General features: G+C 68.4%; 28 protein-coding genes. 16 read left to right on the top strand and 12 right to left on the bottom strand.

Going from position 1 to position 23,860, the window contains the following annotated elements:
* From AC0IX4_RS09485 to AC0IX4_RS09470, 4 genes are all read left to right on the top strand, one after another.
* Nucleotides 1-345, top strand: a complete 345-nt coding sequence (locus AC0IX4_RS09485; RefSeq protein ID WP_471828786.1) for a metallopeptidase family protein — start codon at nt 1-3, stop codon at nt 343-345.
* An 81-nt stretch (nt 346-426) separates the two neighbouring features.
* The gene (locus tag AC0IX4_RS09480; RefSeq protein WP_471828785.1) at nt 427-741 is read left to right on the top strand and encodes a PE domain-containing protein; all 315 of its coding nucleotides are present in this window, start codon (nt 427-429) and stop codon (nt 739-741) included.
* A complete protein-coding gene (locus AC0IX4_RS09475) occupies nt 738-1,895 on the top strand; it encodes a PPE domain-containing protein (protein WP_471828784.1) in 1,158 nt (385 codons plus the stop codon). The genes AC0IX4_RS09480 and AC0IX4_RS09475 overlap by 4 nt, the downstream gene beginning before the upstream one ends.
* Nucleotides 1,892-2,689 carry an ESX secretion-associated protein EspG gene (locus tag AC0IX4_RS09470; RefSeq protein WP_471828783.1) on the top strand — a complete coding sequence of 266 codons (798 nt, stop codon included), beginning with the start codon at nt 1,892-1,894 and terminating at the stop codon, nt 2,687-2,689. The genes AC0IX4_RS09475 and AC0IX4_RS09470 overlap by 4 nt, the downstream gene beginning before the upstream one ends.
* Here AC0IX4_RS09470 and AC0IX4_RS09465 read toward each other — a convergent pair.
* From AC0IX4_RS09465 to AC0IX4_RS09455, 3 genes are read right to left on the bottom strand one after another with little or no spacing between them, the layout of a single operon-like run.
* Nucleotides 2,632-3,294, bottom strand: coding sequence for a histidine phosphatase family protein (locus tag AC0IX4_RS09465; RefSeq protein ID WP_471828782.1), 663 nt, complete (start codon nt 3,292-3,294; stop codon nt 2,632-2,634). The two genes, AC0IX4_RS09470 and AC0IX4_RS09465, sit on opposite strands and share 58 nt — an antisense overlap.
* Complete coding sequence (gene pheA / locus AC0IX4_RS09460) at nt 3,291-4,202, bottom strand: prephenate dehydratase (RefSeq protein WP_471828781.1); 912 nt, start codon at nt 4,200-4,202, stop codon at nt 3,291-3,293. Before pheA ends, AC0IX4_RS09465 begins: the two co-directional genes overlap by 4 nt.
* A gap of 59 nt (nt 4,203-4,261) precedes the next feature.
* Nucleotides 4,262-4,933 carry a hypothetical protein gene (locus AC0IX4_RS09455; RefSeq protein WP_471828780.1) on the bottom strand — a complete coding sequence of 224 codons (672 nt, stop codon included), beginning with the start codon at nt 4,931-4,933 and terminating at the stop codon, nt 4,262-4,264.
* Between the two features lie 104 nt (nt 4,934-5,037).
* Here AC0IX4_RS09455 and AC0IX4_RS09450 point away from each other — a divergent pair, with 104 nt between their 5' ends.
* From AC0IX4_RS09450 to AC0IX4_RS09440, 3 genes are read left to right on the top strand one after another with little or no spacing between them, the layout of a single operon-like run.
* Nucleotides 5,038-5,811 (top strand): DUF2470 domain-containing protein, encoded by a 774-nt coding sequence (locus AC0IX4_RS09450; protein ID WP_042573537.1) that lies wholly within the window; start codon nt 5,038-5,040, stop codon nt 5,809-5,811.
* A 25-nt stretch (nt 5,812-5,836) separates the two neighbouring features.
* Nucleotides 5,837-6,610: a CPBP family intramembrane glutamic endopeptidase gene (locus AC0IX4_RS09445; protein WP_235579597.1), complete on the top strand. Its 774-nt coding sequence runs from the start codon at nt 5,837-5,839 to the stop codon at nt 6,608-6,610.
* A 25-nt stretch (nt 6,611-6,635) separates the two neighbouring features.
* On the top strand, nt 6,636-7,895 hold the full coding sequence (locus AC0IX4_RS09440) for an LCP family protein (RefSeq protein ID WP_082518455.1): 1,260 nt from the start codon (nt 6,636-6,638) through the stop codon (nt 7,893-7,895).
* Between the two features lie 7 nt (nt 7,896-7,902).
* Here the strand turns inward: AC0IX4_RS09440 and AC0IX4_RS09435 are convergent, their stop codons facing one another.
* Nucleotides 7,903-9,531 (bottom strand): GMC oxidoreductase, encoded by a 1,629-nt coding sequence (locus AC0IX4_RS09435; protein WP_471828779.1) that lies wholly within the window; start codon nt 9,529-9,531, stop codon nt 7,903-7,905.
* Nucleotides 9,532-9,723: 192 nt separating this feature from the next.
* On the opposite strand from AC0IX4_RS09435, the gene AC0IX4_RS09430 reads away from it, so the two are divergent.
* Nucleotides 9,724-10,269: a ferritin gene (locus tag AC0IX4_RS09430; protein ID WP_042573535.1), complete on the top strand. Its 546-nt coding sequence runs from the start codon at nt 9,724-9,726 to the stop codon at nt 10,267-10,269.
* A 3-nt stretch (nt 10,270-10,272) separates the two neighbouring features.
* On the opposite strand, the gene AC0IX4_RS09425 is transcribed toward AC0IX4_RS09430, so the two are convergent.
* Genes AC0IX4_RS09425 through AC0IX4_RS09405 form a run of 5 tightly spaced genes read right to left on the bottom strand, consistent with a single transcriptional unit; the run spans nt 10,273 to nt 13,754 of the window.
* On the bottom strand, nt 10,273-11,184 hold the full coding sequence (locus tag AC0IX4_RS09425; protein ID WP_042573534.1) for a DUF5926 family protein: 912 nt from the start codon (nt 11,182-11,184) through the stop codon (nt 10,273-10,275).
* 11 nt (nt 11,185-11,195) lie between these two features.
* Entirely contained in the window at nt 11,196-11,963 is a 768-nt protein-coding gene (locus AC0IX4_RS09420) for a glycerophosphodiester phosphodiesterase family protein (protein WP_042573578.1), read from the bottom strand.
* On the bottom strand, nt 11,960-12,892 hold the full coding sequence (locus AC0IX4_RS09415) for a DUF4328 domain-containing protein (protein ID WP_056074257.1): 933 nt from the start codon (nt 12,890-12,892) through the stop codon (nt 11,960-11,962). The genes AC0IX4_RS09420 and AC0IX4_RS09415 overlap by 4 nt, the downstream gene beginning before the upstream one ends.
* 13 nt (nt 12,893-12,905) lie before the next feature.
* The gene (locus AC0IX4_RS09410; protein WP_200933477.1) at nt 12,906-13,247 is read right to left on the bottom strand and encodes a rhodanese-like domain-containing protein; all 342 of its coding nucleotides are present in this window, start codon (nt 13,245-13,247) and stop codon (nt 12,906-12,908) included.
* Nucleotides 13,248-13,259: 12 nt separating this feature from the next.
* Complete coding sequence (locus AC0IX4_RS09405; protein ID WP_471828778.1) at nt 13,260-13,754, bottom strand: hypothetical protein; 495 nt, start codon at nt 13,752-13,754, stop codon at nt 13,260-13,262.
* A 148-nt stretch (nt 13,755-13,902) separates the two neighbouring features.
* On the opposite strand from AC0IX4_RS09405, the gene AC0IX4_RS09400 reads away from it, so the two are divergent.
* On the top strand, nt 13,903-14,832 hold the full coding sequence (locus tag AC0IX4_RS09400; protein WP_471828777.1) for an LLM class F420-dependent oxidoreductase: 930 nt from the start codon (nt 13,903-13,905) through the stop codon (nt 14,830-14,832).
* Here AC0IX4_RS09400 and AC0IX4_RS09395 read toward each other — a convergent pair.
* On the bottom strand, nt 14,810-15,961 hold the full coding sequence (locus AC0IX4_RS09395) for an acyltransferase family protein (protein ID WP_471828776.1): 1,152 nt from the start codon (nt 15,959-15,961) through the stop codon (nt 14,810-14,812). The two genes, AC0IX4_RS09400 and AC0IX4_RS09395, sit on opposite strands and share 23 nt — an antisense overlap.
* A 214-nt stretch (nt 15,962-16,175) precedes the next feature.
* On the opposite strand from AC0IX4_RS09395, the gene AC0IX4_RS09390 reads away from it, so the two are divergent.
* The 3 genes from AC0IX4_RS09390 (at nt 16,176) to AC0IX4_RS09380 (ending at nt 18,731) form a co-directional block, all read left to right on the top strand.
* The gene (locus AC0IX4_RS09390; RefSeq protein WP_042573529.1) at nt 16,176-16,799 is read left to right on the top strand and encodes a superoxide dismutase; all 624 of its coding nucleotides are present in this window, start codon (nt 16,176-16,178) and stop codon (nt 16,797-16,799) included.
* 381 nt (nt 16,800-17,180) lie between these two features.
* Nucleotides 17,181-17,717 (top strand): hypothetical protein, encoded by a 537-nt coding sequence (locus AC0IX4_RS09385; RefSeq protein ID WP_042573576.1) that lies wholly within the window; start codon nt 17,181-17,183, stop codon nt 17,715-17,717.
* Nucleotides 17,718-18,029: 312 nt separating this feature from the next.
* On the top strand, nt 18,030-18,731 hold the full coding sequence (locus tag AC0IX4_RS09380) for a TMEM165/GDT1 family protein (protein WP_042573575.1): 702 nt from the start codon (nt 18,030-18,032) through the stop codon (nt 18,729-18,731).
* Here AC0IX4_RS09380 and AC0IX4_RS09375 read toward each other — a convergent pair.
* A complete protein-coding gene (locus tag AC0IX4_RS09375; protein WP_471828775.1) occupies nt 18,670-19,167 on the bottom strand; it encodes a nucleoside deaminase in 498 nt (165 codons plus the stop codon). The two genes, AC0IX4_RS09380 and AC0IX4_RS09375, sit on opposite strands and share 62 nt — an antisense overlap.
* An 84-nt stretch (nt 19,168-19,251) precedes the next feature.
* On the opposite strand from AC0IX4_RS09375, the gene AC0IX4_RS09370 reads away from it, so the two are divergent.
* Complete coding sequence (locus AC0IX4_RS09370; protein WP_471828828.1) at nt 19,252-20,019, top strand: SDR family NAD(P)-dependent oxidoreductase; 768 nt, start codon at nt 19,252-19,254, stop codon at nt 20,017-20,019.
* Nucleotides 20,020-20,148: 129 nt separating this feature from the next.
* Here AC0IX4_RS09370 and AC0IX4_RS09365 read toward each other — a convergent pair whose 3' ends face one another.
* On the bottom strand, nt 20,149-21,738 hold the full coding sequence (locus AC0IX4_RS09365; RefSeq protein ID WP_471828827.1) for a TM0106 family RecB-like putative nuclease: 1,590 nt from the start codon (nt 21,736-21,738) through the stop codon (nt 20,149-20,151).
* A 224-nt stretch (nt 21,739-21,962) separates the two neighbouring features.
* Between AC0IX4_RS09365 and AC0IX4_RS09360 the strand changes: the two genes are divergently transcribed.
* From AC0IX4_RS09360 to AC0IX4_RS09350, 3 genes are read left to right on the top strand one after another with little or no spacing between them, the layout of a single operon-like run.
* Nucleotides 21,963-22,601, top strand: coding sequence for a DUF6474 family protein (locus AC0IX4_RS09360; protein ID WP_042573526.1), 639 nt, complete (start codon nt 21,963-21,965; stop codon nt 22,599-22,601).
* A gap of 19 nt (nt 22,602-22,620) precedes the next feature.
* Entirely contained in the window at nt 22,621-23,130 is a 510-nt protein-coding gene (locus AC0IX4_RS09355) for a hypothetical protein (RefSeq protein ID WP_471828774.1), read from the top strand.
* 57 nt (nt 23,131-23,187) lie between these two features.
* Entirely contained in the window at nt 23,188-23,856 is a 669-nt protein-coding gene (locus tag AC0IX4_RS09350; RefSeq protein ID WP_471828773.1) for a YcnI family copper-binding membrane protein, read from the top strand.
* Nucleotides 23,857-23,860 lie beyond the last annotated feature (4 nt).

Below are 23,860 nucleotides of genomic sequence, written 5' to 3'. Positions count from 1 at the left end.
GTGCCCGTCACCATGACCGAGGCCGAATTCGACAACGCTGTCGGCGACGCGTTGGACTCCCTTCCCGACGAGCTGGCGTCGTTCATGTCCAATGTCGTGGTTCTCGTCGAGGACGAGCATCCGACGGAAGACCTGCTGGGCCTGTACGAGGGTGTCGCGTTGACCGAGCGGTTCGACTACAGCGGTGACCTTCCCGACGTCATCACCATCTACCGGCTCCCCATACTCGACATCGCCGCCGACGAGGACGATGCCCGCCGGGAGATCGCCGTGACGGTGGCGCACGAGATCGGCCACCACTTCGGTATCGACGACGACCGGCTCCACGAACTGGGGTTCGGCTAGACCGTTCGGCGGGCCCGGAACCGAACCGGCGGTCCGTGCGTCCAAGCATCGAGATCAGAAGCGATGTGAACGGAGACCTCCATGCCGGGCCATGTGTTCGTCGATCCCGAGGCGCTGCTGTCGGGCGCTGCCGAACTCGATGCGGCGGCGGCGCGCCTGGCGGCGTCGGTCACCGCTGCGGCTGTGGGGATGCGGCCCCCACCGTCGGGAAGTGACGAGGTGTCACTGCTCGCCGCCCGATATTTCCTGTCGTCGGCGCAGTCCTTCGACACCGCCGTCGCGGCGTCCGTCGCAGAACTGCACGAGGCCGCCGCCGCGTTGCGGGCTCAAGCGGCCGGATACGACATCGTGGATTCCACCTTCTCGTCCGCACTGTCGGCCGGCGGCACGGCATGACCGCCGGACCCACCGGCGTGTTCTGGCTGCCCAGGACTGCCACCGTCAACTCCGCCGCGTTGTCCCTCGGCGCCGGTCCGGTGCCGCTGCTGGCGGCCGGTACTGCCTGGGGCGGCGTCGCCGCCGCGGTGGCCGATGCCGCCGCGACGGTCGCCCGTGTCACCGCCGAACTCACCGTCACCTGGAGCGGGGATGCGGCCGGCGCGGCATCGGCCGGACTCACCTCCTTCGCCGCATGGAGCACGGCAGCGGCGGAGCACGCCGCATCTGTCTCGGCGCGGGCCACAGCGCAGGCCGCTGCCGTCGCCACCGCGCTCGCGGTCATGCCGTCGATTCCGGAAATCGCCGCCGTGAAAGCCGGCCGTACCACCGCCTACGCCGTCGGCGGCGCGCTCATTGGTGCAGCGCAGGCCGCGGACGCCGCCGATGCCGCCCTCGATGTGCGAGCGGCACTCGTCATGGAGTCGTACGAAGCGGCCTCGGCCCACCTCGCACTTCCCGCCGCGTTCGACGCTCCACCGCAGATCGTCACAGCCGTGACAGCACCCGCCGGCCCGACCGTGACGCCGGTCCTCGCACACGTCGACAAGGACGTCTCGGCACAGCCGGAAGAACGCGAACGGGACGACTCCCTCGCGCCTCGCGGGTCCGACCCGGTGATGTCGGAGCGAACTCCCGGCGTGTTCACGAAGACAGTCGAGGGTCTGCGGGAGCCCGCCACGACCCATGCGGCGTCGATCGCTCAGCAGATTCCGTCGCACGTCGTATCCGCGGTGACCTCGGGTTCGTCACCCGGCCCGTCGACGACGACGGGATCCTGTATCTCGCCGATTCCCGCGCCGAACGCGGCACCGACCGGCCCGGCCGGGTGGTCGTCCGCCGGGGGAATGTCCGGTGTGTCGTCGGGAGCTGCGTCCCCCGGCCGCACAGCGTTCGCGACGTCGAGCGTCATCGGGAACGAGGTCATCGGCGACGCCGGCTCGACCACGGTGCTCGGCGAATCGTCGTCCCGCGCGGGTTTCGGCGCAGGACTGCCGACGGGTGGTGTCCGACACGAGGAGGACACCGTGACCGGCCGCCGGACCGCCCCGTCGGTGGTCGAGATCGACGACGGCGTACCGGTCGTCCCGGCGGTCATCGGAGCGCGGTCGTGACTGCACCTGTTCTCGGTGGTCCGCCCGACGTCGACGGACCGATCACCCTCGATATCGCCGAGCTGGGCTACGTCCTCGGCCACGCCCGTCTGGGCCCGCTTCCTACCGTTCTCGGCCCGACCCCTCCGGGCGTCGGGGACGGAGCCGGCCTCGCTGTGCGCGGACTGCTGACACCGACCGGTGCAGTGCAGCGTCGCCTGCTCGGCGTGCTCACGACCGTGACGTCGCCCTCATGGTCGGTCGAGGTTCGCGTCGTCTCGCATCCCGGCAACGGTGCGGAGCCGCGATACAGCCTGTGCGGCAACCACACCGGCGTGTCCGTGTGGGCAACCAGATCCGGCGGTTCGATGACCTTCGATGCCGGGCACGGCGACTCGGCGAGGACGCTCGTCTCCGCGCTAGGCACGCTGCAGGGCGAACTGCTCGACACGGTGCACGACGCGACCGCTGTTGTCGTGGAACGGCTTTCGACGCTCGTTCCGCAGTGCACCCGCCATGTCGAGATCGTGGGACTCATGCACGGTTCGGGACCGGCCGTCCGAGTGGGACCTGTCGTGGCGGTGTACGACAGCCCCTCCGGCCGCATCCTGGCGAGCACGTCGTCCGACGCGGACGGACACTCCTGGACCACGCTGTCGTCGGGCACGCTGCCACGGTTGACCAGTGCAGTGCGGGGAGTGATCAGCGCTGCGACAGCTGAGTCGTCTCCCCCGGATCACCTGGTCGCACCGAGGCATCAGCCCATGGGGTCGTCGGGGGTCCGGCTGCCCTTCGTCTCGAACGGCGGGGTGTAGGTACCCCAGCGAACGCACTCCCAGCGCGAATCACCTTCGACAGGAACCAGTTCGACGGTTCCCGTGTTGTCCAGATGATTGTCCGACGCGAAATCGCGATCGATGTCGGCGAGAACCGCCGCGACGAGCCGGATGGCCGCGCCGTGGCTGACCACGAACACGGTCGACGAGTCCGACGTCAGATGAGTCGCCCGAAGTTCGTCGAGCACCGGAACGTACCGCGCGAGCACCTCGGCACCGGACTCCCCACCGGGGATCCGGGAGTCGAGGTCCCCGTCCAACCAGGAACGGTAGACCTCGGTGAAGCGCGCGTGGTCTTCCTCGGCGCTCCGGTCCTCGAGCTCGCCGACGAACGTTTCCTGCAGACCGTCGCGCACCGTCAGCGCCACACCTGCCGCATCGGCGATGTACTGCGCGGTCTGTCGCGCTCGGAGTGCGATGGAGGAGACGACGGCTGCGGGCTCCACGTCGAGAGTGCTCGCGAACTCGCGGGCTTGCCGGTGACCCAGTTCCGTCAGATCCGCACCGGGCGGGCGTGTGTCGAGCCTACGCGCGACGTTCGAGTGCGTCTGGCCGTGCCGAACGAGGACGAGTCGCCCGCTCACCGGTCTCCCCGTCGCAGCGCGTCGACCCAGTCGTGACCACCCACGTCGTCGGTCTGACGGTTCGCGGCAGCAGCGACGTGTGCGCTCGGCCACGATCCCAGGAAGCGCGCATCGGCCTTGGTGTGGAGTACGCGCAGGGCGTCCGCGACCGCCACATCGTCGATGTGTCCGACACAGTCGATGTAGAAGCGGTAGGTACCCAGATGTGTTCGTAGCGGCCGTGATTCGATGAACGTCAGGTCGATGTCACGGGTGCTGAACTCGGCGAGCGCCGACACCAGGGTGCCCGGCCGGTCCGGCGGAGTGAGCACGACGGCGGTGCGGTCGGCGCCCGTCGGCGCCGGCGGCGGGCAGGGACGAGTGACGTAGACGAAGCGCGTGCGCGCGTTCTGCACATCGGCGACGTCGGCGGCCAGCACCTCGAGGCCGAAGCGTTTGCCTGCCAGACCGGTGGACACGGCGGCGTCCGCCAATCCCAGTGAGACATCCTCGGCAGCAGCGGCATTCGACGAGGCGAACTCGACCTGTGCGTCGGGCATCGCCGAGGCGATCCAGTGCTGCACCTGGGCGGCCGCGTGCGGGTAGGCCCGGACGGTCCGCACGTCGGCCAGCGACGTTCCCGCGCGAGCGACGATGGTGAAGGACACGTCGAGCTCGGTCTCCGCCATGATCTGCAGGCGGTCACCCGTCGCCAGCGCGTCGAGGGTGGGCGGAACGGACCCCTGTACCGAGTTCTCGATGGGCACGACGGCACCGTCGACATCGCCCGACCGCACGAGGTCCAGGGTCGCGGGCGGACTGGACGCACTGACGCGTTCGACGTCGTCGCCCAACACGCCGTCCCCCTCGAGCTTGGCCAGAGCCATCTCCGTGAACGTTCCCGACGGTCCGAAATAGGCGATACGCACGTGCGCCACGCTACGCGTTCCGTGTGGTGGGAGGCCCGTTCTCGACACTCCGCACGTGTCTAGCCTTCGTGCCGGGCGCCGGCGACGCGCTCGGTGAGAGTGGCGGCGATACCCGGTGCGTCGGGGACCAGGATGCCGAGCAGGACACCGCGGGTCGCTGCGGCGGCATCGGGATGGAGCGAGACGAGTTTCTGCAGGTCCGGTGCGCGCAACGCGGCGCGGACGTCGTCGCCGCGCAGAGCGGCGACCGTGCCTGCGAGAACAGCGAGCACTCCGGCCGCGTCGGATGCTGCGGCGAAGAACCCGTGCTCGGCATGGGCGACCACGGCCAGCGAATCTGCGACGACGTCCTCGTCGGCGCCGAAGTCGATGCCCGTGTGATGACCCGCGCGATCGATCGTCGCCGTCGTCTCCACGACGTCACCGCCCGAGCAGAACACGACGAGGGGTGATCCGGTGTCGAGCGCGATCGCATCGTCGAGTTGCTCACCGGTCGCATGCACCAGGTACGCACGGGCGGGCGGGGGTGAGAGCGACGGAGCGATGTCGAGAGTGACGACCTTGTCCGAGACGTCGTCCGATGCGCCGACCGCACTGGCCGCGATGCAGGTCGACCCGATCATGGAATGCGGCTCGGCCGGGACGTTCGGGGCGTTGGCGACGAGGAGCCCTGCGAACAGAGCCTCGGGGTCTCGGCGTGGGCGGACACCCAGGGTCAGCATCGTGGGCACGCAGTCAGTCTAGTTTCTTCGTCTTGCGCACTCGCGCCGTGGCTGCTTAGCTAACCCTTACCTAAGTACATCCGAGTTCGACCGCACAGACCGAGGGGGCCGTCATGAACGGTGTCGTCACCACCGTCCCGTCCACTGCCGAGCGCGTCCGAAGCGTGTGCCTGCGCGCCGAACACACGGTGCTCGCAGTGGAGGGAAGCGCCCCGGTCGCCACCACGATGCACTTCCTGCGCTCGCCCGGCGAGATCGTCATGGTCGTGCCCGCGGACAGCACCGTCGGCGCCGTGACGTTCCAGGCGGGTTCGGCCGGCGTTCCGGCCGTCCTCGAACTCACCGACCACGCGCCCCTCGACCTGCGGGAACCCGTGCGTTCGCTGGTCTGGCTGAGTGGCGAGCTCCGCCGGGTTCCCGACAACGCCGAGCGCGCCGTGGCAGCAGCCGTCGCCTCGCAGTACCCGCACGCGGGGCTTCTCGACGTCGGACACAGCGGAGTCCTGCTGCGCCTGATCCTGGAATCGGTCGTCGTCGCCGACGCCACGGGCGCCGAACCGCTGTCCGTCCGAGACCTGATGGCAGCCGAGCCCGACCCGTTCTGGGAGGTGGAAGGCGGATGGCTGCAGCATCTGGACAGCGACCACTCCGACATGGTGCACCAGATCGCGCGACGCCTCCCGCCGTCACTGCGCACGGGCCGGCCCCGCCCCCTCAGCATCGACCGCTACGGCGTCGGCATCCGAGTCGAAGGTCCGTCCGACGACCACGACGTCCGCATCCCCTTCGCCTCCCCCGTCGACGACGTCACCGAGTTGAGCAAGGCGCTCCGCGTGCTCGCAGGCTGCCCGTTCATGAACGGGCTCCGCGCGCGCGATCACCACTGACCCACCGACGGGCACAATCGACGGAGTGAATCCGGAGAAGCCACCTGTCACCGAGTCGCCCCGGTCGATCCGGATCGAGATCGTCGTCGTCCTGCTGTTCACGTTCGGACTCAGCGGCCTGTCCAGCATCCTGTCGCTGATCGAGAGCGCGATGGAACAGGGCGCTCTGTCCCAGCAGACCGTGGCGATCAACGTTCCACAGTCGACACTGGGGCCGATCGACTTCCTCCGGCAGATCCTCGGCGCCGTCCGGCTGTTCGCGTGGGGCGCGTTGGGCCTGTACCTGTTGTGGCGCAGCGGAATCGGGCCGCGGGCCATCGGATTCGCTCGACCGCGGCTACGGCCCCACATCCTGCACGGCGTCGGACTCGCCGCCCTGATCGGCATCCCCGGACTGCTGTTCTACCTCGCCGCCGTCGCACTGAACCTGAACGTGACCGTCCTGCCCAGCACCATCGACGACGTCTGGTGGCGTCCGATCACCCTGACGCTGTCGGCGGTGGCGAATTCCGTCGCCGAGGAGGTCCTGGTCGTCGCCTGGCTCATCTCACGGCTCCGCGCGCTGGGCTGGGGAGAGAACAGGTCGCTCATCGCATCGGCTCTGCTGCGGGGCAGTTATCACCTGTACCAGGGCTTCGGCGCCGGCGTCGGCAACCTCGTCATGGGACTGATCTTCGGCAAGTACTTCCAGCGCACGGGCCGACTGTGGCCGCTCGTCGTCGCGCACGCACTGATCGATGTCGTCGCCTTCGTGGGGTTCGCCGCGCTGCGCGACCACGTTTCATGGCTGCCGGGATGACGGACCGGCCGGTTAGAGTCGCCGGATGAGCCAGCAACCTCCGTACGACCCCCGGCGGCGGCCGCCACCGAGTCGTACGGGGCAGGGACGTCCGGGCCCGGAACAGCCTCCCGTCGTCCGACGTCGTGCCGGCACGCCCCCTTCCTGGGCGGACAACACCCGCCAGCAACGACCGGACCGGCACCATCCGCCCCAGCAGGATCCGCGCGCCTGGTCGGCCGTCCCGCAGCAGGGACGGACTGACGCTCCCCGCCAGGACCCGCGGGCATACGCACCGCCGCCGCCCCGGCGGACCGGTCCACCCGCGCCTCCACCCACTCCACCGCAGCAGCGCAGACGTCGTCCACGGTGGGGTCGACGCATCGGTATCGGGCTCCTGGTCGTCCTTCTTCTCCTCGTGGGCGGAGCCGTGTGGGCGGACACATCCCTCTCACGTGTCGACGCGTTGGCGAACTACGACGGCCGACCCGGCGACACACCAGGGACAAACTGGCTTCTCGTCGGATCGGACAGCCGTACGGGCCTGACGCCGGAACAGGAAGCGGCCCTCGCTACCGGCGGCGACATCGGCGCCGGCCGCACGGACACGATCCTGCTCATCCACATCCCGTCCAGCGGGCCCACGACGATGGTCAGCCTTCCGCGTGACTGGTACGTACCCATTCCCGGGAACGGCGAGGACAAGCTGAACGCGTCGTTCTCCCTCGGCGGGGCGCCACTACTGGTGCAGACGGTGGAAGGTGTCACCGGGCTGCACATCGACCACTACGCCGAGGTCGGGTTCGGCGGATTCGCGGACATGGTCGATGCGATCGGCGGCGTCGACATCTGCGTCCCGTACGACATCGTCGACCCGCTGGCGGGAATCGATCTCCGGCCGGGGTGCCAGGAATTGTCGGGACCGCAGGCTCTCGGATTCGTCCGGAGCCGGGCCACGGCGCTCGCCGACATCGACCGGATGAACAACCAGCGACTGTTCCTGTCGTCGCTGCTGTCGAAGGCGACCGGCCCGTCGACGTTCCTGAACCCGTTCCGCGCCGTGCCCCTGGTTCGCGGTGTGGTGCGGTCCCTGCAGGTCGACGACGGCGACCACATCTGGAATCTCGCGTCCCTCGGCTGGGCTCTGCGCGGAGAGATGGTGACCACGACCATCCCGGTCTCGGGTTTCGAGGACGTCGACGGCTCCGGCAACGTCCTGCTGTCCGATCGCGAGAAGGCGTCGCGGTTCTTCGACCTCCTGGCGAACGATCAGCAGTTGCCTCCGGATCTGATCGGCGGCGGCTGACCGCAGGTCACCGATCGGAGATGATCCTCTCGATGTTGCGCTCGGCGAGCGCGCTGATGGTCAACGACGGATTCACGCGGCCGGTGCTGCCCGGGACCAACGCACCGTCGACGACGTGGAGACGGTCGTAGCCGACGACGCGCCCGTGATCGTCGGTTGCACGTCCGATGACCGCGCCGCCCAGCGGGTGTGCGGTGAACGAGGTGTTCACGTCCGGTACCCGCAACAGCGGATAGCCGACACCGATACCCGAAGTCTGCGCGATCCTGTCGTGCACCGGGCGCAGTGCGTCCTCGACGGCTCGATTGCCGCTCTCGGGCCAGTCGAGCCGCACCGAACGGGTCGCCTCGTCCCAGGCGAACGATCCGCGCGTCGAGTCCATGACCATGCCCAGCGACCCGATCAGCGTCAGGTCCACGGGCGAGCCGGGCACGTACCAGTTCTCCAGGGTCACGGGCGCGCCGGAATCGTCGGAGATGCGCGATGCGGACGGTGAAGCCTGCACGATGCCGATCCCGTCCGGGGACATGCCGCGCACCAACGCGGCGTCACCGTTGGTCCCCCATCCTTGTCCGACATGTTCGTTGAGATCGGGCAGGCGGCCGGTGTCCCGTGCGTGGACCAGAAGCCTGGATGTGCCCATGGACCCGGCACCGAGGAAGAGGTCGTCACACGTGAGGGTCCTCGTCGACATCACCTGCGCCGACGGATCCAGCACGTCCACGGTCAGCACGTACCGCCCCCCGGAGTCGCGCTCGATCGCGGTCACCTCGTGGCGGGGGTGGACGGTGCAGCGGCCCGTGGCCCGCGCCGCGGCCAGATAGTTGCGGTTCAGGTCGAACTTGGCACCGTTGGAATTACCGAGGTTGGATTCCCCGATCACCGCGGACGGCCGCGAGCGCCCGGACAGTTCGGCTCGGACGACGTCCCAGTCCCAGATGCCGTCGATGCGCTCCGGGGTGTAGCCGGCGCGCCGCACCTGGCGGTCCCACACTCTCGAATGCGTGAACGGTGTCGACTCGTAGATGTCGTCCGGCATGGAGGACAGTCGCAGTTCCGATCGGACGCGCGGGTAGTACACCGAGTTCATCTCGTCGTACGACACCGTGCCACCGAAGATCGCCTCGAAGAACCGTCGCTCCGGTTCGATCATCACCCCGGTGAACACCATCGACCCGCCGCCGACGACGGCCCCGCACCAGACGTCGATCGTGCCGTGTTCGGTGACGTCGAAGACTCCACCGAACTGATCCGTCGGCACCATGGGCAGGCCGGTCATTGGCGCGAGACCGCCGCGCCGCCAGAACGCTCGGCCGTCCGGAGCGACGTCGTTGGCGAAGATCTGCCGCCGTGGGTCGGTCGGCCACTGGGATCCCCGCTCGAGAACGGTCACCTGCACCCCGGCGCGCGCGAGACGTGCGGCGGTGATGGCGGCGCCGAATCCGGACCCCACCACCAGCGCCTCGGAATGTTCAGGAGCGGGATCGACCGGCGCGAAGAGCTCGGGAACGAACGTGCGGTAGACACCGTCGAGTGCGGGCGCAGCCGCGGACGAACCCTGCGCCGCCGTCCCGGCGGCTCCCACGAGACCCGCCACACCCATCGCGCGGAGAAACTGCCTGCGGTCCAGCTCCATGACGTCTCTCCCCGCCCCGGCGCAGGTCACGCGGCATTCGCGTCGGGCAGCGGGGTCGGGGAGAGACTTTCTTACTCACCGGTAAGTTGTCCACCCGCCGGGGCTGGATGAGAGCAGATCGCGGACCGGGGCCGAGGGTGCCGCACGACACGCGACCCACGTCCGGCACCCGACCCAGTACCGTGTGTCGTCATGAGCCGCGACCGAGGGACCAGCGAATTCCACGAACTCCTGCGCCGACAGGTGCGCCACGAGTTCACGGCGTCGCAGCAGTACATCGCGATCGCGGTGTACTTCGACGGTGCTGATCTACCGCAGCTCGCCGCCAGGTTCTACGCGCAGGCGGACGAAGAGCGCGGCCACGCGATGATGATGATCCAGTACCTGCTCGACAACGACCTCGAGGTCCAGGTTCCCGGAGTGGACGACGTCGTCACGACCTTCGCCACGGTGCGCGAACCGGTGGAACTCGCCTTGCAGCAGGAGAAGAAGGTCACCGACCAGATCACGACGCTGGCCCGCACCGCCCGCGACACCGGGGACTACCTCGGCGAGCAGTTCATGCAGTGGTTCCTCGGCGAACAGATCGAAGAAGTGGCGTCGATGACGACACTGCTGACCATCGTCGATCGCGCGGCGCAGAACCTCTTCCACATCGAGGACTTCGTCGCCAGAGAGATGACCAGCGAGTCCCGCGGCGGCGGCAACGCGCCGAAGATCGCCGGGGGACTCGCCTGACGGTCAGCGCAGAGTGACCTGACGGCTGCGCAAGCCGTCCCGGGCGCGTCGCTGCTCGGAGGAGAGCTCCGACGTGTCGGCCAGTGTCTCGTCCAGTCGCTTACCCAGTTCTGCTGTGCCCGTTGCCCATTCGTCCGGGTGGACCTCCGGGTCGAGGTCGAACACCGGAACCAGCAGCCCGTGGGTGCGGAACGACCCGGCGAAGCGCGAGCCCTCGCCCACGTGGAGCGCGCCCTCGGACTGCAGGCGTGCGAGGGCGATCATCAGCTGGTCCTCGTCCTCGGGACGGACCCAGCGGATGTGCGCCTTGTCCCCGGCGTCGACCCACCATGCTGCGGACACACCGTCCGCGGTGATCCGTGCCGACGGGAGAATCGCACCGTTCGCGCGCTCGATGGTCGCGTCGACCTCGGGATCGGGGCTCGCCCCCTCGGGGATCCACCACGAGAAGTCCTTGTGCACCGTGATCTCCAGCGGCGACCCGGCATCGACCAGGTCGACCAGGCGCGCGGTGGTCTCCGACGGCGCGGACGCTGCCAACGACGTTCCCGGTGTCGCACCGGCGGTCCATTCGACGGCCGCGGCGAGATCGGCCGACAGGTCCTCGGAGAACGTCTGCACCTGCATCGCGACGAAGGCATCCTGCTTCTCGTCGTCACGCACCAAGGCGGCCACGGCACCCGGGAGAACGGTGGCCAGGGTGACCGGCCGCTCGCTCCCCGTCACGGGCAGCGTTGCCGTCGCGGAGGCTACGAACTCCCGCATGGCGACCATGTCGCATTCGAACGCCAGGCCTTCGAACGGCCGAACGGGAGCGGAGGACAACGCCTCACGCTCGACGCGGCGCTGTTCGAGCAGCTCGGCGCGTCGGCTGTCGGGCTTCGGACCACTGTTTCTCTTGCTCTTCTTACCCACGATGGTCGAACCTACCGGGTGAGGCTGTCGTCCAACCATGCAAGAGCCTGACCGGGGTGGTCCGTGGCGATCCACCGGACCCCGAGGTCGTGGCACAGATGCACGTCCTCCTCGGTGTTCACCGTCCAGCAGTACGTCGCGCGACCGGCTGCTGCAGCGTGATCGACCATCGCCGGTCGCTCGCGCAGAGTCTTGATGGACGGCCCCACCGCGGTGGCTCCGACCGTCGTCGCGGCTCCGCCGCCGATGTAGCGGGACGCAGTGCCCAACAGCACGGTCGGCAACATCGGGGCCGAGCGCCGGACACGCCACACCGCCGTCGGAGCGAAGGACATGACGACGGCTCGCGACATCGAGGCCGAGCCCGGACGCCCGATTCCGAACCTGTGGAGTTCCGCCAGCACGGCGTTCTCGATCAACCCGCCGTAGCGGACGGGGTGTTTGGTCTCGATGAAGATCTTGGCGGGTTTGGCCTTCCACGACATGACGACGTCGATGAGATCCGACAGCAGCAGCACCTGCGCCGGGTCGTCGGCCGTTCCGTAGTCGTGCCCGGCCAGGGCGTCGTAGGTCAGCGTGCTGACGATCCCCGACCCCGACGACGTCCGGTCGATCCGCCGGTCGTGCACGCAGACGACTCGGCCGTCGCGGGTCAACCGCACGTCGCACTCGACGCCGTCGGCACCCTCCCGCAGAGCTTGCTCGTACGCGACCAGGGTGTGCTCCGGCCGTGCACCCGACGCTCCCCGGTGTGCGACGACGAGCGGCAGGACGCTCATCGCGTGAGCTCCACCGGATCCGGTGCGATCGTCCACCGTGTGAGCGTTCTGTCGTCACCGCGCACGGTGCGGCCGTCGGATCGGCGGATCAGCACCAGTGTCAGAGCCGCGAGTCCGGCGGCGACCAGGTCGGTGAGCGCAGTTGCCAGCACACCGTTGGCACGGGCCTGGATACCGTCCGCGACGCGGAAGGCGAGCGTCGCCGCCAGCATGAGCCAGTTGACGATCCACGCGGTCCACCACCAGGGAAGCACCCGTTCGAGCGACCATCGCTGCGAGCTCACGCGTGCCAGTTCGGTGAGGAAGACACCGGGGGCGACGAGATTGACCAGCGGTATCAGCGATCCGGCGAACAGGGTGCGTGGTCGTCGAGGATCCACCTCGCCCCGATCTGCGTACGCGCTGCGCCGGGCACGGACGAGCCACGCCACGCTTGCGACGGCGGCCACCAGACCCACGCCCACGGACAGGAAGGACAGGCACCAGACAGCGGCGTCCGACAGAGCGAGGACGGCGGCCGGAATCAGCGAGTCACGGCTGACCAACAACACGGCGTACCGGGCGAACTCCGCGAGCGCCGCGGCCACGAACAGGAAGAACGCCACGCTCACCATCGACGTGACGCGGCCCGCGAGTCGGTCCCCAGCGCTCTCGGTAGGTTCGACCGTCGCTCGGCCGACGACCGGCAGGCCCCACGTCGGCATCGTGTCGTAGCGGGGTGTGGGCGACGGTGCCCGGACGACCCGCGTGCGGCGTGCGCGCACGGGACTCGAGGCGACCCAGCGGAAGTTGCGACGCACCCCGGTAGGAACCTGGCCCACGGGCACGGGCGAGAGCAACACCCCTCGGCAGACCGGACACCACTGTTGCGGACGCGGTCCGACGTCGATCCGCGTCGCGCAGCGCGCACAGATCTGGAAATAGTTCATTCGCGCTGCCGGCTCAGTAGACGGTGGCGGGTCTGCCGGCGTCGTCGACGACGGGGAGGCCTGCTTGTTGCCACGCGACCATTCCGCCGTCGACATTGACCGCTTCGACGCCCGCGTGCTGCAGGTATTCGACGACACGCGCCGAACGTCCCCCCACCCGGCAGACGACGTACAGGGGTCCCGAAACCTCGACCTCACCGATCCGGGCGGGCACATCACCCATCGGAATGTGGATCGCGCCGGGAGCATGGCCCTGCTCCCACTCGTCCTGCTCACGAACGTCGAGGAGGACGGCCTCCGAACTCTGTGCGGGCACGTCGGCCACGGACACGGACGGGACGGATCCGGAAGTCACGGCTCGATCCTGTCACGGCGTGCGGGACGGTGCCACCATCCGCTCTCCGTCGACCGGTTCGTCGTCGTTCCGCCATTTCGCCGATGGCCGCCGGGGCGCTCGCGCCACGATCCATGTCGACCCGACCTTCGTCGCCGCCAACGAGCCCGATGCGATCTGTTGCAGCACAGCTTGACGCGAGACAGAGGTACCGGCCGCGACCTCGGACACCGACGCCCAGCCCTCCGTCGGCGGCAGACCGGACACCAGGACGAAGTCGCGGGAGCGATGGATCGCCAGAGACACCAGTTCTCGACCGAGTGCAGACGACCGCAACACCGCACCGGCGACCGCCGTCGCCTGCGTCAGGTCGTCGGCCTGCACCGTCACCACCAACCTGGCGCGGCCGAGCAGGCTGCGGGTCACGCGCCCGCGGTAGGGGGTGACGGCGTCGGACATGTCGTCCAACTCGTCCTCCGTGAGCTGGTCGACGCGGCGGTCGATCTCGGCCTCGGCCGTGAATTCCATGCGCCGAGTATTGCTGATCGACAACTTCTTTGCGCCTATTACTTGTCGATCAGCAAGTTTACTCCCCACCATCCACAGAAACATCCACAGAAACCGAACTCGATCCCGTTTCCGGCGTGAGCGGGCCGGTGCGCTCTAAGGTCGAGTCATGGATCTCAGAATCTTCACCGAACCGCAGCAGGGTGCCACCTACGACGACCTGCTTCGCGTGGCTCGTGCCGCCGAGGACTTCGGTTACGACGCGTTCTTCCGCTCGGACCACTACCTGGCGATGAACGTCGACGGGTCACCCGGACCGACGGATGCGTGGATCACCCTCGCCGGACTGGCGCGGGAGACGTCGACCATCCGGCTCGGCACGCTGGTCACCTCCGCCACCTTCCGGTACCCCGGGCCGCTCGCCATCTCCGTCGCGCAGGTCGACGCGATGAGTTCCGGCAGAGTCGAACTGGGTCTGGGTGCGGGGTGGTACGCGGAGGAGCACGCCGCCAATGCCATTCCGTTCCCGCCGGTGGGCGAACGATTCGACCGGTTCGAGGACACCCTCGCCATCGTGACCGGCATGTGGGGCACGCCGGAAGGCGAGTCCTTCTCCTACGAGGGTCGGCATTTCAGCGTGACCGATTCACCGGCTCTGCCGAAGCCGGTGCAGAGCCCGCCTCCGATCATCATCGGCGGAATGGGCAAGAAGCGGACCCCCGAACTGGCGGCGCGATACGCGCAGGAATTCAACCTCCCCTTTGCCGACACCGATTCCACCGCAACACAATTCGAGCGCGTTCGCAGTGCGTGCGCGGACGCCGGGCGCGACGCCGACTCGATGATCTTCTCCAACGCACTGGTGCTCTGCTGCGGGCGTGACGACGCGGAACTGGCCCGCCGTGCCGGCGTCATCGGACGCGAGGTGGACGAACTGCGCGCAAACGGAGCCGCGGGTACGCCCGCCGAGATCGTCGACAAGCTGGGAACGTACGCCGAGCTGGGAGCGACCCGGTTCTACCTGCAGACCCTCGACCTGACGGATATCGACCACCTCGAGTTGGTCGCGAGCGAGGTCATGCGGCAGTTGAGTCGGTAGCGGGTGTCGCGCGCCCCGACCAGTGGCGCGCGATCCACCGCGCCGCCGGTGTCTCCACGTAGCGATAGACGACGTCGGACAGCGCTCCGGTGGCGAGTGCGAACACCAGCACGGCCATCGTCGGCCCGAGATGCGGTTCGACGAGCGAGTAGATGCGGTAGAGCACCAACGTGTGCACCAGGTAGATGGTGTAACTCCGAGTCGCCAACCAGTGGACGACGCGTGAACGACCGAAGGCTGTGTCCGTCGGTGCAACCAGGACCACCGCCACGATCAACACCAGCACCGTCCACAGATGCCCCTGCTGGCCGACGTGGAAGGCGTCGACGGTGATCGCGTACTGGATCACCGCGAACTGCGCCAGGGCGGCAGCGGTGAGTGCACGCCACGACGCCAGCCGCGCGAAGCCCATGTAGGCCAGTTGCCCCAGGAATACCGTCGGGAGGGTCGCCGCGACCTTGTCCACCATCGGCACGGTCCAGGAGTACGGGACCAGGTCGGTGTAGAGAAGCACTGCCCAACAGAGCGCAGCACCGATCACCGGGACCAGCACCGGACGGGACGCGAGGACACGGCGCATGGACACGGCATAGACGTAGAAGACGCCCTGGACGATGAGGGTCCACGTGACGCCGAGCACGACCACTTCGGGACGGACGAAGAATCCGCCCAGCACGAAGCTCATGGCAGCCTCGGCGTTGCTGATACCGACCGTCTGCGAGAACATCCCGTTCACGCCCAGGCGCACCAGGACGATCGCCGCGAGCACGGACAGCCAGAAGACGGGGAGGAGTCGCGCGGCCCGCCCCACCAGGAACTTCCGGGGTGAATGCCGGACGACCGACGCCGTCGCGACCAACCCGGTCAGCATCATGAAGAAGGCGACGCCCACGAAGGACAGGTGGTGGTTGAGTCCACCGTGCTCGACCATGACCACCGTGACCACGTCGATCAACCACCACGAGGTGCCGAGGTCGTCGACGAGGAAGTACGAGATGTGCGAGTACACGACGGTGAGCACGGCCAGCGCGCGGAGAATGTCGACGCCACCGAACCTGATTCGCGGCGGTTCGGACGGCGCCGCGACCGAGACCACCCCGTTGTCCGGGTTCGGCGTCGGGTGTGTCATCACCCCAGATCTTAAGGTTCCGTTCACCCGGAGGTCGAGTTCGCCGGTGTAAACAACAATCGTCGCCAAGAGGACCGCAGTCCGGAAGCGCCTCCACCACTGCACTCCGCGTGCGCCGAACTGTTGCGCGAGGTGTACGAATGATATTGGCTGGGTAGAGCCAGCCGTCAGCTATGACACGTCAGACAACACTGACGCAAGAGAAGGGAAACACGTGTCCGAGTACACACTGCCCGACCTCGACTACGATTACGCAGCTCTCGAGCCCCACATCTCCGGTGAGATCAACGAGCTGCACCATTCCAAGCACCACGCCACCTACGTGGCCGGCGTGAACACCGCGCTGGAGAAGCTGGCCGACGCCCGTGACAAGGACGATCACGGCTCGATCTTCCTGCAGGAGAAGAACCTCGCGTTCCACCTCGGTGGCCACGTGAACCACTCCATCTGGTGGAAGAACCTCTCCCCCAACGGTGGCGACAAGCCCGAAGGCGAGCTTGCCGCAGCTCTGGACGATCAGTTCGGATCGTTCGACAAGTTCCGCGCGCAGTTCACCGCCGCGGCCAACGGCCTGCAGGGATCCGGCTGGGCCGTCCTCGGCTACGACACGCTGGGCAAGAAGCTGCTCACCTTCCAGCTGTACGACCAGCAGGCGAACGTGCCCCTCGGCATCATCCCGCTGCTGCAGGTCGACATGTGGGAGCACGCCTTCTACCTGCAGTACAAGAACGTCAAGGCCGACTACGTCAAGGCATTCTGGAATGTCGTCAACTGGGCCGACGTGCAGCAGCGCTTCGCCGCCGCCACGTCGCAGACCTCGGGTCTGATCTTCCCGTAGTTCTCGCCAACACGTCGAGCGCCGCCGGACAGCGGGCGCACCCCAGCGGGTGCGCCCGCTTTCGTGTGCGGTAGGTGGGTCGGTGCGCGCTGGCCTGGCCTGCGACGGGTGCGCACACCCCTTCTGCGAACCGCACACCCCCAACAGCAGGCTAAAAAGGGGGTGCGGTCACCACCAGGGGTGTGCGCTTCCTCGGCCCGCCGTGCGGCACCTCGACTGTCACGGCAGGCAACACCTGGCACTCGCAACCACTTGTGTGCCAGGTGGGCGCTGGTGTTTCCTTCATTCACCCGACGATGTGTGCCGATGGTCCGCGCACGTTCCGCGCGGCCGTCTCCCCTACAGGGGAATGCATCTGCCGGCCAGTGCGAGGAGAACGCCGTGACCTTCCATCCCGATCGTCGTGTCATCGGAGTCGCCCCGTTCCACTCCGGAGGCACGCTGCGCGGCTTCGTCATCTCCGGCCGTTGGCCCGACACGACGAAGGAGTGGGCCCAGCTCCTGGCCTTCACCGTCCACGTCGCGTCGACACCCGGCCTGTTGGTCACCTCCACCGTCTTCGGTGTGCGGGAGGAACTTCCGGACGATCCGCACGAAGGCACCGTCGGGATCGTGTTGTCCGAGGGTCCCGTGATCGGTGACCACGCGGTGACCCCGGAACGGTTCGCCCTGCATCAGCCCGCTGCGCTGATGATGCTGCACCCACCGTCGGAAACCATGCCGACCTTGCCGGAGTGCGCGGGCGCCGCGTCCGGCTGCGTCCTGCTTCCCGGCCTGCCCCATCTCGGACTCGATCACCGCGCGGCATGGGTCGAAGCCGAAGCAGACGGGACTGTGACGTCGATGGTCAGTCGTGTGGGTCTCGACCCCATCAGCGACCCCGACACCGCGGTGCTGGCGATGCTGCTCGCCGCATGACCGTGGACGGGACGCGGAAGTCGAAAGTTCGGTCGACCTAACAGGAAAGTCGAAGTTGCAGAAGCCTGACCTGCGGTTTAGCGTGGAGAACAGCGAAGGGGAGTAGCCCCCAATCGCCGAGTCGACATACTGGCGCGGATCGCACGTCCATCCGTTCCCGGCCCGGTGAACCGACAGCCGTCTCGAGTGAGACCGCGAATCGGTGGGCGAGACCTTCGGTCCGATGACCGCACGGCGTACTTCCGAGTGCGCCGAGCGCCGGCCGTGAACTCCCCTCGCAACGGTCTGCGCGCCCTGCCCTGGAGGTTTCCCGTGTTCGCCGCGCTGCTGCTCAGCTTCGGTGTCATCTTCGTCGCCGAGCTCGGTGACAAGTCACAGCTGATGGCCATGACGTTCGCCTTGAAATACCGCTGGTGGGTCGTTATCGGCGGCATCACCGTCGCCACGACGCTGGTGCACCTGGTGTCCGTCGCCGTCGGTCACTACCTCGGTGTCGCCCTGCCCACGCATCTGATCGGCATCGTCGGCGGCATCGCGTTCCTCGTCTTCGGACTGTGGACGCTGCGCGGCGACAGCCTCGACGACGACGAGGCCTCCAAGGCCGACCGCGTCACCAAGTCCGCCTTCATCGCCGTCGCCTCCGCGTTCTTCCTCGCCGAACTGGGCGACAAGACGATGCTCGCGACCGTGACGCTGGCGTCGGACAACGACTGGGTGGGCGTCTGGATCGGATCGACGCTGGGAATGGTCGCCGCGGACGCCCTGGCCATCATCGTCGGCGCGACGCTGGGCAAGCACCTCCCCGAGCGCCTCATCACCCTGGGCGCGGCGACTCTGTTCTTCGTGTTCGGTGTCTGGCTGATCCTCGAAGGCGTCTTCCCCGGCTCACCGGTCGGCCTGATCGCTGCGGCCGTCGTGCTCGTCGCCGGCATCGCATTGACGACCTGGCGGCTCAGGCGCTCTCCGCAGGAAGACCGGCGTTCCGACGATGAAGCGATCGCATCTCCGCGCTGACCTCGTCCACCGGGCCGTGGACTCGGATCGACGGCGCGACCTGCTGGATCGGTAGCGCCGCCACCGGGCCCGCGTCTAACGACCATTCCTCCCGCCACGCCGTCAACTGTGCGCCGGTCACCGCGACGACGATGTCGCCGAGCCCCACCCACGCGTGCGCCGCCGAGCACATCGGGCAGTGCTCCCCCGACGTGTAGACCGTCGCCGACGATCGAGCCTGCGCATCGAGGTTGCGGACGGCCCACTCCACGATGGTGAACTCCGGATGCCGGGTCGCGTCGCCACCACCCGTCCGGTTGCGGTCCTCGAACAACACACGACCGTCCGAGTCGACCAGCACCGACCCGAACGGCTCGTCACCGGCCTCGAGGGCTTCGCGCGCGAGTTCGACGCAGCGGCGGACATGGTGCAGATCGATCGAACCGAGAGACGACATTAGTCCAGTGTGGACCACCGACTAGGGTTCCTTTTCAGTGAGCGGCCGGTAACCGACATGGTCGTCGAACGAGAGGACACGGCAGTGGAGATCGCAGGAACAGCAGCATTGGTCACCGGAGGCGCCTCGGGCCTCGGCGCAGCGACAGCGAAGCGCCTCGCCGACAACGGCGTCACCGTATTCGGCCTCGACCTGCAGCAATCCATCGACAAGGCCGGCGACTCCGTTCCCGATGGCGTCACGTTGATCGCCGCCGACGTCACCAGCGACGAGGAAGTCCGCGCAGCACTGACCCAGATCGGTGAGGCAGGCGTTCCCCTGCGCATCGTGGTCAACTGCGCCGGTGTCGGCTGGGCGGGTCGCATCCTGTCGAAGAAGGGCGTCCACGACCTCGAGCTCTTCCGCACCGTCATCACCATCAACCTGCTCGGCACCTTCAACGTCATGCGTCTGGCAGCGGACCACATGCAGTCGCTACCCACCGTCGACGAGGCCGGCCAGCGCGGCGTCATCATCAACACCGCCTCCGTCGCGGCCTTCGAAGGACAGATCGGTCAGATCGCGTACTCGGCATCCAAGGGTGGCGTGCACGGCATGACGGTTCCCGCGGCGCGCGACCTCGCGCAGTTCGGCATCCGCGTCAACACCATCGCCCCCGGCATCGTCGACACCCCGATGCTCGCCGGCGTCACCCCGGAGTACCGCGCCGGCCTCGAGGCGGGCGTCCCGTTCCCGTCGCGCCTGGCTCAGCCCACCGAATACGCGCAGCTCGCACAGATGATCGTCGAGCACGACTACCTCAACGGCGAGACCATCCGCATGGACGGCGCGCTCCGGATGGCGCCGCGCTGACCTCCGCGACAACCGCGGAGAAAATCTTTTCCGACTCGACCCATCCGTCACCGGTACTGGGACGAATCACATCTCGAGACGCTCGTCGTCGCTGCCAACCCCCGACTGGTAGCGATGGCGAGCGTTTCACTATACGGAGGTCGCCGCCTCACGGGACCGACGCAGGGCATCGACCGTCGGAATGTCACCCGCCGCGCCGTTCTCCATCCACACCCGCAAGGCGCGCGTCGCCTGGACGTCGTCCTCGTTGTACTCGAGCAATCGGGTGCGCTGCGTGTCGTCCACAGGTCCCTCGTACCCGACCGCTTGCCGGTACCAGACCATCGACGCTTCGCCGCCGGCCTCGTCGTCTCGCCAGGAGAAGCCGGCCACCGGAGCAACCTTCTTGAGCCCCTTGCCCGACGGACACACGAAGTTGTCGGACACCGCGATGTACATGTCCACCCAGTCCGGGCCGTCGATGAACGCCCGGACCTCCGCTTCCGTGGGTACACCCGGCATGCCGACGAACCTGCGTGCCGAGTTCAGCAGCCACTTGTCCTCGGCCGCACGCGAGTAGCAGTACGCGGCAAATGTCAGGCCTCGGGCATGGGCGTCGTCACGCACGGACTGCAGCCATGTCCAGAACTCGGCGAACGAGCGACCCTCGTCCATGGTCGGCACGGGCTCCCAGGTGACGAAGGCCCGATACTCCGGGTCGGTGCCGTCCCGCCTGTCCAGCAGCGTGCCCCACATGTAGGCACCGTGTTCCTGGTAACTCTCCATGTCGACATCGACCTCGACGTCGGCGCGATGGACGGTGACCTCGTCATGGCGCCGGACCAACGGGAGATCCGAGAGCCACGCCTCCGCGATGACGACGGTGTCGGCGAATTCCCCGTGCGGCCACTCCTCCGGCGGTCCGGCGGTCCAGGTCGCGAGGTCGTCGATGGTTCGGATCCCGGCCGAGCGCAGGGCGTCGGCTCGAGACCCGGTCGCCACCAGACTGACGTCGTGGCTCTGGCGGAGTGCCTCCCCGCACTCGTCCCACCAGGGACAGGAGCGGCACTCGGACACCTTGGACGGCACCGTCACCGCCTCGCCCGCGGCGATGGCGGCGCGATCGGCGAAACGAGTGTCGTACTCGCGCGACACGGCCGCCAGATCGTGCACCAGCACGACCTCGGCGCCGAAGCCGATGACCCCTGCCGTGGCGGACGCGCCCGCGTGCCCGATACGTGCGAGCAGCCGGTGGATGTGCACGCCGCCGAGCTGGTCACGCAGCTGGGCACGGACCTTCCGAGTGGCGTCGACGGCGGGAGCCCACGTGTCGAACGGCGTGGTCACGGCCCCGCTACCCGGATCCGTCACCTTGTGGTTGACGACGAGGACCGGGATGTATCCACCGGCCGGGTCTTTGACGAGCATGTCGCAGCGACCACGACGTCCTGCGTCCTCGTCGTCCGCGAACACCGCGTTCCAGATGCGCTCGGCTCCCTCGTCGCACGCGCGCCGAGTCGCACGGACCTGCAGGTGGCGCGGCATGGACGGCGACACCACGACCCATGCGTCGGGGTCGGCGGAGACCAGGGACTCGCGAACTGCGGCTCGGTAGACAGTGGCCGCTTCCCGACGCATCTGCACCCCCGCGTTCTCCGCGGTGCCCGTGAGCAGCGACCGGTAGGCCGTGTCCAGGTACACCCGATGGCGGCACCGCGTGAGAGACGACGCGTCGACCATCGAGCGGCCGAGGGCCGGTCGGGATTCACCGGGAAGGCCGGAGGCCGGTCGAGAGGGACCGGGTGAGCCAGGCGTGGACATATCTGCAGCGTAGATCCAGGGGGTGACACCTCACGCGGATGCAGACATCCCGAGTGGGACCGATAGGCTGGCGGCAAGTATCGCGACGCCTGTTGTTCGATCGAACGGGGCGTCCTTCTCGGACACGAAGGGGCACGTTCACCATGGCTCTGCGCAAGAAGCGTTCTCGCCGTGCGACCCGGAAGGCCGAGGCCAAGGCACTCCGCCACAAGGCGGGTCTCGAGGCGAAGTACGGCGCTCGCAACGACCGTAAGCACCTGAAGAAGCTGGCGAAGAACGACGCGAAGGCGCTCGCCAGCCAGCAGAAGGTCGATCAGGCCCACATCAAGACTCTCGCGGCTCGCGAGAAGGCGGCGCGCGAGGGCAAGGTCAACGCGGCGAAGGTGCGCAAGTACATCGGTATCGGCCGCGTTCTGGCGCCGGTTCTGGTTCCGATCGCCTACCGCGCGGCCACGCTCCTGCGTGGGCAGCTGGATCAGTACCGCGCCGGTCGTATCGGCGTGCCGGTCCAGGAACTGGGCCAGTACACCGGGCACGGTGCGAAGCTCAGCGCCCGGATCGTCGGCGCGGAGAAGTCCGTGGCCGAGGTGTCGGCGGCGAACAAGGACAGCGAGACCGCGGCGTTCGCCGACGCGATCCGTGGACGTCTGACGCAGCTCACCACGGCGGTTCATGCGGCCGAGCAGATGCCGCCGTCGCGTCGCAAGCTCGCTCACGGTGCGATCGCGGACGAGCTGGACGGCATCGAGGCCGACATCCTCGCGCGCCTCGGCGTCCGCTGACCCGACCGGCGTCGAAGGAATGAGCACCGGCCGCGGGAGTGGTTTCCGCGGCGGAGCTGTGGGCGCACTCACCGCGGCCCTCGCTGTCGCTGCTCACGGGGCCGGCGGCGGTGAGATTCCGGGATCCGACTCACTGACGTTCCTTGTCGTCGCGTCCCTCGGGGTCGGCGTTCTCGCCGGCAGTGTCGGCACGGGACGCTCCGGCCGTCTCGCGCTACTGCCCTGGCTCGCCGGAGGACAAGTCGTCGCGCACCAGGCACTCGCACTGGCTGCCGACCACTCGCACCCGGTGGGCCCGTCGATGCTGACTGCCCACGCCGTCGCGGTCGGTGTGTGCGCTCTGCTGCTGGGCGCGGCCGAACGGCTGCTGCGAGCCATCACATCGGTCCTCCGCACACCCACCCGGTCCGTCACTCCCCCACCGCGTCGGGCGACGATCTCCGCCACCGCGCCGCTGGGGATGCCCACACCCGTCCCCGCCCTGACTGCCGTATCGAGACGAGGCCCGCCGTCGGTGTCCACACCCTGACGTCGATTCAGCCGGTGCTCGGCGCCGGTTCACCTCTCTTCTCTAGGACACAACCACATGAGTAGTTTCTCCACGCGCGCCCTCGGAACGGGCGCCCTCACCGCGGCAACCCTGATGGCAACGGCCGGCATCGCGTCGGCGCACGTCGTCGTCTCCGCACCCGACGCAGCGCAGGGCGGGTACACCGTCCTGTCCTTCCGCGTTCCCACCGAGTCCGACACGGCGTCGACCACCGCGGTCACGGTCGAGCTTCCCGCCCTGACGTCCGCCCGGACGCAGCCCATGCCCGGCTGGACGTCCGTCGTCCAGAAGGGCGTCGACGAGAAGGCCACCTCGGTCACCTGGACCGCCGATCCCGGGAATCCGGGAGTCGGGCCCGGACAGTTCCAGCAGTTCCTGCTCTCGGCGGGGCCCCTGCCCGAGGAGGAGAGCGTGTCCTTCCCGGCAGCCCAGACCTACAGCGACGGTGAGGTGGTCCGCTGGGACCAGCCCACTCCCGAGGACGGCACCGAGCCCGAGCTGCCCGCGCCCACACTGACTCTCGCCGAGGGATCCGACGATCACCACGGAGCCCCGTCGGTGACCGCCGCGTCCTCCGAGACCTCGACGGCGACGGCGGCATCGTCGGACACCACCGCGCGGTGGTTGGGCGGCGTCGGCCTGGTCCTCGGTGCCCTCGGTGCGGCTCTGGGAATCGGAGCGACCGTTCGGAGTCGACGCTCGTGAGACG

This window comes from Rhodococcus sp. AC861 (assembly GCF_979256035.1).
This window is presented reverse-complemented; position numbering and strand designations above follow the sequence as displayed.